The following is a 13335-nucleotide window of genomic DNA, read 5'->3' on the forward strand; positions in this document are numbered from 1 at the left end:
ACAATTAATTAGCAGAAAATAGACTACAAATAAGACAATCATTCATATCTCATTGCCCACAAAATTAGATGAATTTTTTCAATAAACAAGACCAATTCAATTGTTTATTGTTTTTATTTGTTTTTTATTTGTTTTTTGCTTTTTGAGACTCTTATTTATACTTTAAAAATACAATGACTAAGTTTTGACGCAGGCAGCAATTAATAGAGGAAAATAATGAACAAGAATAGTAATAATGGAATCTTAGAGCAGACAATAAACACCTAATTATTAAAGCAAAAACAAGCAATCTAAAATAATTCAACGAAATTTTTTATCACAGAAATCAACGATATTTCCCCTTTTCAAATTCATCAAGAATACTAAGGTAGCTTGTATAACGGGAGGGATCAATGCGACCATCCTGAACGGCTTCAATGACAGCACAACCTGGCTCATGGGTGTGTGTACAATTATAGAAACGACAATCAGATGCAATTTTAAATATTTCAGGAAAATAATGACTTACGTCTGCAAACGACATACCCGTCATACCAAATCCCTTAATACCAGGAGTATCGATAACAAAACCACCTCCTTCCAAGGGAAACATCTCTGAAAATGTTGTTGTATGCATACCCTTGTTGTGATATTCCGAAATGGCATTGGTTTTTGCCGCAGAATCAGGAGACAAACGATTAAGAAGTGATGACTTACCAACTCCAGAGTTACCTGAAAACAAAGAAATTTTTCCAATTAAAGAATGGTGTAAAGTACTGATTCCTTCTCCGGATTCAGCTGATACAGCATAACAAGGATAGCCAATAGATTGATACAACGTTTGCCACTGTTCCACAACGGACAATTCGTCTTCATGATATAAATCTATTTTATTAATCACTATAATTGCGCGTATTTTAAATGATTCCGCCGCAACTAAAAAACGATCAATAAAGACAGAATAAGTTTTCGGATAATTAGTTGTCACTACTAATACTGCCAGATCAATATTAGCGGCAATGATATGAGCTTGCTTTGAAAGATTGGATGCACGACGCACCATTTCATTTATTCGAGGTTTAATTGCAGTAATCATAGCAATATCATGCGCATTTTTTTCAAAGCACACATGATCACCTACCACAATAGGATTCGTTGTAGAGATAGATTTCAAACGGAAGTTACCTTTTAAATTACATTCAACAAGAGACCCGTCATTTGACAAAACCCGATATAATTGCCCTGATGTTTTTACAACAACACCTTCCATAAAATCGATTATTATTGCTCAATCGTTACGCACTACTTACAATATATCTTTATAACTTAAGAATGATCCGTTCGCCAAGATTTTTAGCAAGCTGAGCTTTAATAGCGTTTAATTGGCTAATTTCTTCCATTAATCTCTGCTCCGCTAGTGCATCATGCAACTCGTTCGCATGCTTTAGTGCCAGCATTTTTTCTTTGAGCGATGTCATGACAATCTTATTTTTGTATTCAAACAAAACACGCGGAACAGCTTCTGACAACCATTCGTCATCTCTTTCCGTTGTAGCGTTTTGAGTATATAGCCGACTTAACACATATTTATCAGCTACCAGATCGGCAGACAAACTGCTAATTGTAGGATCATGATGCTGAAGAAAATAAGGTTCTGGAACAAAAAATTCATCATGAAGATGCTCTTCAAATTCTCTGAGTATTTTAGCATGTAAAGGATGTGCAAAAGCAAGATGGTCGTTCTGTAATTCATCGATAAGATATTGCATAACCGAAATAGAAATCAGTTGTGTATCACTTGCATTATCACGCGATAAAAATAATTTACGTTCACCATATCGAATCATATACTGGATGATATTTCGTTCAACCTCATCCCAATCATGAGGTTGATATTTTTTTTCATCCGTCTCTGATCCAGAGTTGACAACGGAGAGACTTGTTACAGTTGTGGTACCGTTGTCAGGCTGCTGAAAAGTATGTCCGTTTTGATATTTAGTGATTTCTGCATACAACAACTTTTCATCCGTCTCTAAAAGGGTACTGCATTCTTTCACATATACAGACCGAATAATATGATCAGGGATGATAGCAATACTACGGACAATATCCCCAATCAAAGCAGCTCTCTTAATTGGATCATTACCTGCTTCATTCAGTAATAATGAAGTTTTGAAACGAATGAAGTCAGTCTGATGCTTTTCAATATAACTAATAAACTGACTGGCATCCTGGCTTTTCGCAAATGAATCCGGATCTTCTCCCTGTGGTAATAAAACCACTTTGATATTTAAACCCTCTTCCAGCAGCATATCTATCCCCCTGATAGAAGCTTTAATGCCAGCAGCATCACCATCATACAAAACCGTTACATTGTTCGTGAAGCGATGAATGAGTCTGATCTGACCTTTTGTCAAAGAAGTTCCCGAAGAAGCAACAACGTTTTCGATGCCAGCCTGATGCATCGCTAATACATCCGTATATCCTTCGACCAAAAAACAACGATCAAACTTTACAATGGTTTGTTTGGCAAAATAAATTCCATACAATTCATTGCTCTTGTGATATATTTCCGATTCTGGAGAGTTTACATATTTCGCTGTTTTGTCATCTTTCTTTAAAACACGACCTCCAAAGGCAACAATATTACCCGAAAGCGAATGTACGGGAAACATAACTCTTCCCCAAAACCGGTCATATAGAGAGCCGTTCTCGCGATCAATTGAAAGCCCGGTCTTAATCAAATATTCCTTTTTATACGCCTTGCTAAGCGCAGAAACCGTAAAAGCATCGCGTTGGTCCAGGGAATATCCTAATTGAAACTTACGTATTATATCGTCATGAAACCCTCGTTCATGAAAATAAGCCAACCCAATATTACGCCCTTCAGAAGAGTCAAACAACAACGAGCTGAAATATTGCTGAGCAAATTTATTGACAGCCAACATGCTCTCCCGATCATTCCGCTGGGCTATTTCTTCAGGCGTCAACTCTTTTTCGACAACTTCAATATTGTATTTCTTTGCCAAATATTTCAACGCTTCATAATAGCTCATTTGTTCGTGCTCCATAATAAAATTCACGGCATTTCCTCCCTTGCCGCAGCTAAAGCATTTACAAATCCCTTTTGCAGGAGAGACACTAAATGAAGGCGTCCTTTCTTCATGAAACGGGCATAAGCCAATATAATTAACTCCACGTTTTTTCAGAGTAACAAAATCAGACACAACATCAAGAATCTGAGCTGCGTTTATAATTTTATCAATAGTGACGGGGTCAATCATATTACATTGAAATAAGAAGAACAAAAGTACCTAATTTTGTATCACAGTACAATAAGCAAATCCTTAATATTGCAGTGTCATGACAACATTAACGAGGTTGCTGTTTTTTTGCTACCTTTGCAAAAAAAGAAGAATCAATGAAAGTTTTTATTGCAGTAGGTCGCTATTTTTTATTCTTAAAGCGAGTATTTTCTGTGCCTGACCAATGGCGCATGTTTTATAAACAATTGCTTTTGGAATTTGAAAAGTTGGGTTACCGATCTATTGGGATTGTAATCATTATATCTACTTTCATCGGGGCCATCATTACTATTCAGGCACAACACAATACGACAAACCCACTGATGCCTCGCTACACAACCGGATTGCTCACCCGCGACACTTTGATCCTAGAATTTTCTTCAACTGTACTTTGCTTACTTTTGGCAGGGAAAATAGGCTCCAATATTTCCTCTGAAATTGGGAGTATGCGCATCTCTGAACAGATTGATGCACTCGATGTCATAGGCATCAATTCCGCCAATTACCTGGTACTGCCGAAAATAGCAGCCTTAGTAATTTTAATGCCTATCTTAGTAGTTTTCAGCATGTTCCTTGGAGTAGTAGGAGGTGATGCCGTAGGCGTATTCTCGAATATCATCACGACATCTAACTTTATCTATGGCATTCAATATGACTTTACTCCATTTTATGTGACCTACTCATTGATTAAATCAGCCGTCTTTGCCTTTATTATAGCTTCAGTTTCGTCTTATTACGGTTATTTTACAAAAGGAGGAGCTTTAAACGTAGGGAATGCCAGTACAACTGCTGTTGTGAATAGCAGTGTATTAATCCTTTTATTTGATGTAATTTTGACTGAAGTAATGCTTACTTAAGTTGCTCATCTTCAGTATACCAGCTGGCATACATGGAATAATTGTGAGCAATGCGTTGATTGATTTCAACAGATTGCTCTTTATCCATTTCCTTAACAAACTTGGCAGGAACACCTGCCCAAATGGTATTAGGTTCAATTTTTGTTTTACTCAACACTAATGCATTAGCAGCGACAATCGCCCCCTCACCTACTTCTGCATAATCAAGTACAGTTGCCCCCATTCCAATTAAAGCATAATCATATACTGTAGCACCATGAATCGTAACATTATGTCCTACAGAAACATAATCACCAAGTGTTATTGTTGATTTTTGATAAAGAGTATGTAAAACAGCTCCATCCTGAATATTAACATGGTTACCAATCCGAATAGAATTCACATCACCACGAATAACAGCGCCAAACCAGACACTGCAATTATCACCTATCACTACATCACCGATAATTACTGCATTATCAGCAATAAAACAATTTTTTCCAATTTGAGGAGTAAATCCTCTCACGCTTTTAATAATAGCCATAATGAATTAATGGATACAGATACGATACTTCTTTAGATTATAAAAACAAACAGCCGATTAAAAAACTAATCGGCTGTTTTTATATTGAAAATCAGAATCGATTATTCCTGATTTAATGTAATACGTTTGAAGGCAATTGGAGTTGCATTGTGTTGCTTCACATATTGCGCTATTGTCATCTTATTATCCTTGATAAACTCTTGCTCTACAAGAGTAAACTCCTGATAAAATTTATTCAAACGACCTTGTGCAATTTTATCCAACATAGCTTCAGGTTTCCCCTCCTGACGAGCTTTATCACGACCAATCTCCAATTCTTTTTCTACAATTTCAACCGGCACTGAATTTCGATCTAAAGACACAGGATTCATTGCAGCAACTTGCATGGCTACATCGCGAGCAACCTGATATTCAACCGAAGTCTCAGCAAAAGCAACAATAGTTGCCAACTTGTTCCCCGGATGTATGTAAAAAATTGTACTTTCTCCCTTGACAAAATCATAACGGTCGAGTTCCATTTTCTCACCCGTAATTCCTGACCGGTCAGTAATTAATTCAGCCACCGTACGCCCATCTTTTGCCATAGCTAATAATTCTTCTTTGGAAGCAGGTTGTTTAGCAAGAGCTTCATCAAGAATCGACTGGGTTAAAGCAATAAAATCAGCATTTTTGGCAACAAAATCAGTTTCACACTTCAATGCTAATACAGCAGCAAAATTGCCATTGTTTCCGGCTAAAACACAGCCTTCAGATGCTTCACGGTCACTGCGTTTTGCAGCTACAGCTTGTCCCTTCTTGCGAATGATTTCAATTGCTTTGTCAAAATCTCCATTTGATTCAGTCAAAGCATTCTTGCAATCCATCATGCCGGCACCGGTCATAGTCCGCAATTTTGAGATATCTGCCATTGTTACAGCCATAACTATTTTTCTTTTAATGATTTGATAAATAATATATTGAATGCTGTCCTCTATTCAAAAAGGCTTACATTTCAATAATAACATAAATTACAACTCTGAATCTTTTAGATACTTATCTGCAATATTAGCATTTAATGCTACCTCATCTTCTTTATGAACGCGAGGTTTTTTAGCTCCACGTACACGTTTTTCATGTATTTGTGGTTCTTCGCTATTTTCTGCTTCCATCTTAACAGCCTTCAATTCTTCTTGACCTTCCTGAATAGCAGCAACTAAAGCATCTAAAATAATGGAAATTGATTTTGTTGCATCGTCATTTGCTGGGATCACAAAATCAATATTATTGGGATTAGAATTGGTATCAACAATAGCAAACACAGGTATTCCCAATCGTTTTGCTTCGTTTACAGCAATTTGTTCTTTCATCACATCCACAACAAACAGTGCAGCCGGCATACGAACCAGGTCAACAATACTTCCAAGGTTCTTTTCCAATTTAGCGCGTTGTCGTGTGATTTGTAAACGTTCGCGTTTCGATAAATTCGAAAATGTACCATCGTTCGACATCTTATCTATGGTAGTCATTTTCTTAATAGCTTTCCGAATTGTCGGGAAATTGGTCAACATACCACCAGGCCACCGTTCTGTCACGTAAGGCATTCCAACTAAAGATGCTTTTTCAGCAACTACTTCTTTAGCTTGTTTTTTAGTTGCAACAAATAAAATCTTTTTGCCTGTTTTAGCAATTTGACGCATTGCTGCTGCAGCTTCATCAATTTTAACTGCTGTTTTATGCAAATCAATGATATGAATCCCGTTACTTTCCATAAAAATATATGGAGCCATTGCAGGATTCCATTTACGTTTCAGGTGACCAAAATGGCAACCAGCTTCTAATAAATCTTCAAAATTTGTTGTTGGCATCTGTATTGTTTTAATTAAGTTTACATTCCATGAAATCAATTGATAGGTAGTTCAGAAGTGAAGTCTTATCAATTTAGATACTAAACTTGGTCTTTGCTCGTGTCAATAAAGAAATCATTTTTATGAGATTTGCACTTATCATGTAAATCAGCAAAAAGATTCAATTAACGTTTGCTGAACTGGAAGCGTTTACGGGCTTTTGGGCGACCTGGTTTTTTACGTTCCACTTCGCGTGAATCACGAGTTAGAAATCCTTCTGATTTGAGAGCATGTTTGTCTTCAGCATTTATTTTTACCAGTGCTCTTGCAATAGCCAAACGTAAAGCTTCAGCTTGCCCTTTGAATCCGCCTCCAACAAGATTAACACGAATGTCGTATTTTTCAGCAACACCTAATTTGTTCAACGGTTGCTTTACAACATACTGCAAAATGGTTGAAGGAAAATAAACAGAAAGATCTTTTTTATTGATGATAATAGAGCCATTTCCCTGAGCTACAAAAACACGGGCAACAGCAGCTTTTCTTCTTCCTATAGCATGTATAAGTTCCATATTACTTATTTAAGTATGTTTAAATCAATGACTTTGGGTTGTTGAGCTTCATGAGGGTGTTCAGGACCGGCATACACATGTAAATTACGTAAGAGTTGAGCGCCTAAACGATTCTTAGGCAACATTCCCTTAACTACCTTCATAATCAGTTTTTCAGGACTTTTTTCCATCAAACGGGCAGGTGTGATATCACGTTGCCCTCCAGGATATCCTGTATAACTCAAATAGACACGATCAGTCCATTTATTACCTGTTAATCGAACTTTCTCAGCATTAATAATAATCACATTATCGCCACAATCAACGTGTGGAGTAAAATTAGGCTTATATTTGCCTCGCAAAAGTTTAGCAACTTTAGAACCCATGCGTCCCAACACCATATCAGTGGCATCAACGACCACCCATTCTTTTTGCACAGTTGCCTTATTTGCAGAAATGGTTTTATAACTTAACGTATTCATACGAATAATTTGTTAACCCTACCTCGCTCCGTCACCACTCGGGGAAATAGGCACAATGATTAATTAAACTCTTCGGCATTTCACTTAATAACTCAATAATAAAAACGTAGGCTAATCCGCTTTCATCGTTGCTATTAAAGATTTACCCATTATCTTACTCTACTGGACAATAAATCGGACTGCAAAAGTACGCTAAATTTTTCAAGTACAAAAGTTTTCATGCATTTTTCTTACTCAAAAAAGGAACTCGTCTATATAGTCCAGAATTATACAGAGACCACCTTTCTCTAATTGACAAAAAAAACAACAAGAGCATCTTTGAGTACAAAGATGCTCTTGTTGTTTGCCTGAACTAAACACCTATTTATATAGCTTCATTAACCCTCCACATTCAAAAAAAATCATGCAAATTTAAACCAACGAATCATATCAAATTTTTCATCTAACGACAAATTTGCCCATTCGCCTGTCGTAAATTGATATAATATCTTACCTGTTTGTTTACACTCAATACGTTGTTCATCAAAATTGATTACAGGATCAAATGTTTGTCCTTTTGTCAACTTGAGGAATCTTACAAGAGATGATGACAATACAATTACAGCTAAACTCATCAATAAAACCGGTAAAACACCTTTACTAACTCCAAAAGCTAGAATTACCACCAAAGCAACTACGAACAAGATCAACGCAAATAAATTTCTTACAACAAAACGTTTCATAGTCATTAAAATTAAAATATCACTTCGCATCATTATTCCGTCATTTCTGACGTTTCAAAATTATGCTCTTAATTTCAAAATAATGCGAATGTGACCAAAATATGATATGGAAAGGGATATGTATTAGATCAAAAAGAACATTTGTAGTCAAACGATTACATATAAGAAGAAAATTCCACCTATGGAAAATAATTAATTGTGATTATTTATGCATTTTACAACCATTAAATTCAATCTTAAAAAGCATATGCTACTAAAAAACCTGCATTAGTCGACTTCGGAAGAACATTCCCCTGTAAGTCATGTAAGGTTGAAAAACTAGGGTCAACACTGAAATGATTTTTACCATCTACTGCTATATTAATTAAATCTCTATGATTATTGATAGACCTTGCAGAAATAAAAGAATCAAATAAACTCCATACATATGTAACAGCTGCAGTTGCTAACCCAACAGTTGCGAGTGTATGATTTCCTTTAGAAGATGCCACAGCAGCCATACCCAAACTTCCATATGACACAGCTAACATGCCAACGCCTTTCACAATTTGCCCATTATAGATTTGTCCTAAACCAGGAACCAACATAGACAATGTACACGAAAAAGCCTCATCTTTTACTTCATCTTGATTATTAAACTGTGATGCCATGTCTGAATTGAGGCTTAACTGAGATTGCGTTGAAGGCATCTCCATCTTATTGTGCAACACATTTGGAACATCCACTTTCAAAGGAGCTAATTGTATATTTAAATGTTTTAGATTCAGCCCCTGGCTGTTCAGATGAAATTTTACCTGAGGAGACTTCAGAAAGATCACAGTACCCGATTCCTTCGGAACGTTATTTATTGTTTGAGCGGGAGCAACTACCACCGCAAAAATAACAACTAAGGTAAGTAACAAGGCTTTCATAACTTATATTATTTAGAGATCCATAAAACTAGTTTGCTGATTTATTGAATAATCGGGTTAAAACCTTTTTTGATTTCCAAATCCCGATATTTCAAATAACTCATTTATTTTTCACTCATTATAATACAAAACAAAAAGCATGCCACAGGTCAAATAAAGGCTGCACAATCTATCTAAAAAAGACATATATCATTAATTATCAGCATACTGAAAGACATAAAAAAATGGCGAACTCTAAGAATTCGCCATTATAACTTTTTAATTAACATATCAACTGCTCAAAAAACATTGAGTATGCTCATTTTTGAGCAATTTGTGGTTCGGGTTCGATCATATATTTCTGCATTTTTCGTACTAGCGCCATTCGGTCAATGCCTAACAATTTCGCTGCAGCAACACGATTATAATTGGCATCCTTGAGTGCAGCACGTATCAATTCTGCTTCATGCGTTTCTAAATTGAACGTATCAACCGGCAACAAGGTTTCTGGCGTGGCTACTGTTTTCTCTTTTATAGGAAAATCTTCGATGGATAATTTTCTCCCTTTATTTAAGATCATGGCGCGTTCTACCATATTTCTCAATTCACGAACATTACCCGGGAAAGAGTATTTTTGCAATAATTCTATCACATCATCATTCAATTGGGGTATAGGTTTATTTAGTTTCTTGGCGATATCTTCGAGAAAAAACAAAAATAGCGATTCTATGTCTTCAGGCCTTTCCCGCAATGGAGGAATATGAATATGAAATGTGTTTAAGCGGTGCATCAGATCCAAACGAAATTTTTGTTCCTCCACTAATTTATCAAGTGGATTGTTCGTGGCGGAAATAATACGAAAATCAACATCAATGGAATGGGTATCTCCAACTCTCGTAATTTTTTTCTCTTCGATTGCACGTAACATTTTAGCTTGTAGATTAATCTGCATATCAGCAATTTCGTCCAAAAACAACGTTCCATGGTTACTGATTTCAAAAAAGCCTTTTTTATCGGCAACAGCCCCCGTAAAGGAACCTTTTTTATGTCCAAAAAATTCACTTTCCAATAACGATTCAGTTATGGACGCACTATTGACTGCACAGAAAATGGCATCTTTTCTGGCACTGGCATAGTGGATAATTCGCGCAATATTTTCCTTTCCCGTGCCACTTTCACCCGTTATTAACACATTGGTATCCGGATATTGAGCTACAGTAAGTGCCTGATCCAATATTTCCTTTATTGGGGTGCTAACCCCAATAAAATGACGCTCAATTCTTTCTTCCAAACTCTTTGAAATCAAAGAGTTTTTTTCCTCTAATTGTTTCACCTCCCGCTGTAAAGCCAGAAATTTTTGCGTTCGTTCAATAGAAATACGAATATCTATATGCCGGAAAGGTTTTTTCAAATAATCAAATGCGCCCAAACGCATAGCCTGAATCACTGTATCCATATCTCCATGGCCAGAAACCACAATAACTTCTATGTTAGGATAAAGAGATTTTACATCTTTCAAGATATCCAACCCATTACTACCCGGCAATCGCACATCCAGAATTAACAGGTCTATTTCCGTTTTCTTCAGGATCGATAACCCCAACCCCACACTATTTGCCTCATAGGCATGAAACCCTGAATTTTCTAAAAATTCAGCCAATTCTTCCGTAAATCTCTTTTCGTCATCAAGAATTAAAACATTAAGCATACTCAATTTTTTACATTAAACCCATGCCATTTCTTGCTGAATAGGCATAAAAGGAAGGCATACTCTGAATAAGGAACCAATCATCCACTCACTTTCAATTTGGATAGTTCCTCCCATTTCTTTCACAATGCCATAAGATATGGAAAGTCCAAGTCCTGTACCTTTTCCTACATCTTTTGTAGTATAAAAAGGCAGCATTATTTGATCAATATCGTTTGAATGAATACCTACTCCATTATCCTTAATTTCGAGATAATTAAATCGTTCGTCATGATACGTGCGAACTTCTATATGCATTTCAAAATCATGTTGTGTATTTTCTTTTTCTTCCACTGCATCTTTTGCATTAGTCAATAGATTAAGCACGACTTGTTCAAGTTGATAGACATTGCCCCTTACCAAAGGAATATCCTGATCCAGTTCCAATGTCACCCTAACACCATGATTTAAAAACTGCTCAGAAATCATAGCAACGGCATTCCGTATACTTTCATTGATATCAAAAGGTAGAGGCTTTTCCCGGTCATGATCTCGAGAAAAAGTTCGCACATGATCAATAAGTCTGCTGATCCTAGAAACATCCTCAAATATTTTTGTAGACTTATTCGTAAAATATGCCTCATCAACTACATTAGCCTGCTTCATTTTCATCAATAGATTATCAATGCTTAATGAAATCGAGAGTAGTGGCTGGTTAATTTCATGCGCCATAGCGGATGCCATTTCCCCCAAGCTCACCATACGTTCTGTCCTCAGTAATTGTCTTTCTATCTCTTTTCTTTCTGTGATGTCGCGTAAAATAGCCATATATGATTTTGGATTACCATTTGCATCATGAATTAATGTAGTACTCAGTTCACAATGAAATAATGACTTATCAAATCGCGACATCATAAATTCAACCTGATGAATGCGTCCCTCTTCAAGTGTTCTTTGTAATACAGAAGTCAGTTTATCGACCTCTTTATCCGGAATAAACGAAAAAACATTTTCACCTACAAAATCGTTCTTATTCGGAATTCCAAAAATTTCGAGCACAATATCAGACATCTCAACAATTTTGTGTTGCATGTCAAGAATGACAATTCCTTCCGGGGAGGCATTCAAGAGCGTGCGATACATTTGTTCTGACTCAATCAGTGCTTTTTCAATTTGTTTCTTCTCTGTTATATCCTCAGTCAGTACCACCAGAGAATCAATAGTTCCCTGATCATTCTTAATTGGAACTCTGATCGTATGTATAATAAGATTCCCTCTACCCTGAATAAAAAGATTTGCTTCCGAATCATCTAATACTGCCCCTGTCATTAAGGCTGTTTGATCTTTAGCATTCAAATATTCGGCATCAGCTAAATGAAAAATCTCATACACGTTCTTCCCTATTGCTAGTTCCCGTTTTAATCCTAAAAGTTGTTCACCTGCTTTATTCATCATTTGATACCTCAACGTGTTTGCATCCTTTAAAATCAACGAGGTTGGGATATTCTCTATAATATTCGTTAGCAGTTTCTCATTTTCAACAATCTTTTGTTCATTGAGCTTATGTTCTGTAATATCAAGACAATGACCAATGTATCCAATAAATTCGCCGTTACTATTGTAACGTGGTGATCCATTGTCCTGTATCCATCGATAATCGCCGGAAACATGGAGCAATCTATATTCCATGCTAAATTTCTCATGATTATCAAATGCGTTTATATATACATCAAGACAGTACGGCAAATCATCCGGATGGACGCCCGCCACCCAGCCGTCTCCAATTTCCTGCTCCAAAGCTCGACCCGTAAAATCAAGCCAGGGCTGATTAAAATAATCACATTTTTTATCAATACCTGATGTCCATACTAAAGCCTGGCCTGAATTAGCCAATGTCCGATAATGAGTCTCACTTTCACGGAGAGCCATCTCAATCTTTTTACGGGACTCATTCTCTTCCTTTAAATCCTCCAACAAATTAAGCATTGCCACTTGGCTTTCTTCAAGCTCACGGGTACGCTCTGCAACCAGTCGGGTAAGATTTTCTTTTTCATTCTGTTTATAATCCTCAGATGCTTTAATACGCAGCATGGCCCGTATTTGCACAATCAATTCCGACTCATCCAGAGGTTTTGTCAAAAAAGCATCCGCTCCCACTTCCAGCGCTTTAATACGATTCTCTTTATCAGTCCGTGCAGCTGTAAGGATAATAACAGGTATAATTCTCGTTCGTTCATTTTCCTTCAAAATCCGACAAACTTCATACCCATCAATTTCAGGCATTATCAGATCAAGCAGAATAACATCCGGCTGTTGTTCAAGAGCTAATGAGATGCCTTTTCGTCCCGACTGGCAACTAATAAATTGCATATCAGGGAAAGACTCTATCAATAAAGCCCGAAGAACAATTAAATTATCTGAGTTATCATCAATTGCAAGAATTTTTTCCATAACGCTATAAACCGTATTTTATATCCGGTGTTAATGCTCAAAACATTCATCTCTTAACGCAAAAA

Annotated in this window: 12 protein-coding genes; 1 reads left to right on the forward strand and 11 read right to left on the reverse strand. The window is 36.5% G+C overall.

Features of this window, described 5'->3' with window-relative positions; genetic code table 11:
• Window positions 1–325: 325 nt before the first annotated feature.
• Window positions 326–1249: a ribosome small subunit-dependent GTPase A gene (rsgA, locus tag FHX64_RS11465; RefSeq protein WP_183413985.1), complete on the reverse strand. Its 924-nt coding sequence runs from the start codon at window positions 1247–1249 to the stop codon at window positions 326–328.
• A 49-nt stretch (window positions 1250–1298) separates the two neighbouring features.
• The gene (gene dnaG, locus FHX64_RS11470) at window positions 1299–3263 is read right to left on the reverse strand and encodes a DNA primase (protein ID WP_183413986.1); all 1965 of its coding nucleotides are present in this window, start codon (window positions 3261–3263) and stop codon (window positions 1299–1301) included.
• Window positions 3264–3400: 137 nt separating this feature from the next.
• Here dnaG and FHX64_RS11475 point away from each other — a divergent pair, with 137 nt between their 5' ends.
• Window positions 3401–4141: an MlaE family ABC transporter permease gene (locus tag FHX64_RS11475; protein ID WP_183413987.1), complete on the forward strand. Its 741-nt coding sequence runs from the start codon at window positions 3401–3403 to the stop codon at window positions 4139–4141.
• On the opposite strand, the gene FHX64_RS11480 is transcribed toward FHX64_RS11475, so the two are convergent.
• From FHX64_RS11480 to FHX64_RS11520, 9 genes are all read right to left on the reverse strand, one after another.
• Entirely contained in the window at window positions 4134–4664 is a 531-nt protein-coding gene (locus tag FHX64_RS11480) for a gamma carbonic anhydrase family protein (RefSeq protein WP_183413988.1), read from the reverse strand. The genes FHX64_RS11475 and FHX64_RS11480 overlap by 8 nt on opposite strands.
• A 101-nt stretch (window positions 4665–4765) precedes the next feature.
• On the reverse strand, window positions 4766–5584 hold the full coding sequence (gene tsf, locus FHX64_RS11485) for a translation elongation factor Ts (protein ID WP_183413989.1): 819 nt from the start codon (window positions 5582–5584) through the stop codon (window positions 4766–4768).
• A gap of 87 nt (window positions 5585–5671) precedes the next feature.
• Window positions 5672–6508: a 30S ribosomal protein S2 gene (gene rpsB / locus FHX64_RS11490; RefSeq protein ID WP_183414513.1), complete on the reverse strand. Its 837-nt coding sequence runs from the start codon at window positions 6506–6508 to the stop codon at window positions 5672–5674.
• A gap of 164 nt (window positions 6509–6672) precedes the next feature.
• A complete protein-coding gene (gene rpsI, locus FHX64_RS11495; RefSeq protein WP_183413990.1) occupies window positions 6673–7059 on the reverse strand; it encodes a 30S ribosomal protein S9 in 387 nt (128 codons plus the stop codon).
• A gap of 5 nt (window positions 7060–7064) precedes the next feature.
• A complete protein-coding gene (rplM, locus tag FHX64_RS11500; protein ID WP_183413991.1) occupies window positions 7065–7520 on the reverse strand; it encodes a 50S ribosomal protein L13 in 456 nt (151 codons plus the stop codon).
• Window positions 7521–7921: 401 nt separating this feature from the next.
• A complete protein-coding gene (locus FHX64_RS11505) occupies window positions 7922–8275 on the reverse strand; it encodes a hypothetical protein (RefSeq protein WP_183413992.1) in 354 nt (117 codons plus the stop codon).
• Window positions 8276–8478: 203 nt separating this feature from the next.
• Entirely contained in the window at window positions 8479–9153 is a 675-nt protein-coding gene (locus tag FHX64_RS11510; protein WP_183413993.1) for a hypothetical protein, read from the reverse strand.
• Window positions 9154–9451: 298 nt separating this feature from the next.
• Complete coding sequence (locus FHX64_RS11515) at window positions 9452–10840, reverse strand: sigma-54-dependent transcriptional regulator (RefSeq protein ID WP_221202203.1); 1389 nt, start codon at window positions 10838–10840, stop codon at window positions 9452–9454.
• A 15-nt stretch (window positions 10841–10855) separates the two neighbouring features.
• The gene (locus tag FHX64_RS11520; protein WP_183413995.1) at window positions 10856–13270 is read right to left on the reverse strand and encodes a PAS domain S-box protein; all 2415 of its coding nucleotides are present in this window, start codon (window positions 13268–13270) and stop codon (window positions 10856–10858) included.
• Window positions 13271–13335: the final 65 nt, after the last annotated feature.

It is taken from the genome of Microbacter margulisiae (genome assembly GCF_014192515.1).
Taxonomy (GTDB): Bacteria; Bacteroidota; Bacteroidia; order Bacteroidales; family Paludibacteraceae; genus Microbacter; species Microbacter margulisiae.

Bases quoted from the DNA above. Each gene is read 5' to 3' on its own strand.
- rsgA (WP_183413985.1), bottom strand. From the start codon at position 1,249: ATGGAAGGTGTTGTTGTAAAAACATCAGGGCAATTATATCGGGTTTTG.
- dnaG (WP_183413986.1), bottom strand. From the start codon at position 3,263: ATGATTGACCCCGTCACTATTGATAAAATTATAAACGCAGCTCAGATT.
- FHX64_RS11475 (WP_183413987.1), top strand. From the start codon at position 3,401: ATGAAAGTTTTTATTGCAGTAGGTCGCTATTTTTTATTCTTAAAGCGA.
- FHX64_RS11480 (WP_183413988.1), bottom strand. From the start codon at position 4,664: ATGGCTATTATTAAAAGCGTGAGAGGATTTACTCCTCAAATTGGAAAA.
- tsf (WP_183413989.1), bottom strand. From the start codon at position 5,584: ATGGCTGTAACAATGGCAGATATCTCAAAATTGCGGACTATGACCGGT.
- rpsB (WP_183414513.1), bottom strand. From the start codon at position 6,508: ATGCCAACAACAAATTTTGAAGATTTATTAGAAGCTGGTTGCCATTTT.
- rpsI (WP_183413990.1), bottom strand. From the start codon at position 7,059: ATGGAACTTATACATGCTATAGGAAGAAGAAAAGCTGCTGTTGCCCGT.
- rplM (WP_183413991.1), bottom strand. From the start codon at position 7,520: ATGAATACGTTAAGTTATAAAACCATTTCTGCAAATAAGGCAACTGTG.
- FHX64_RS11505 (WP_183413992.1), bottom strand. From the start codon at position 8,275: ATGATGCGAAGTGATATTTTAATTTTAATGACTATGAAACGTTTTGTT.
- FHX64_RS11510 (WP_183413993.1), bottom strand. From the start codon at position 9,153: ATGAAAGCCTTGTTACTTACCTTAGTTGTTATTTTTGCGGTGGTAGTT.
- FHX64_RS11515 (WP_221202203.1), bottom strand. From the start codon at position 10,840: ATGCTTAATGTTTTAATTCTTGATGACGAAAAGAGATTTACGGAAGAA.
- FHX64_RS11520 (WP_183413995.1), bottom strand. From the start codon at position 13,270: ATGGAAAAAATTCTTGCAATTGATGATAACTCAGATAATTTAATTGTT.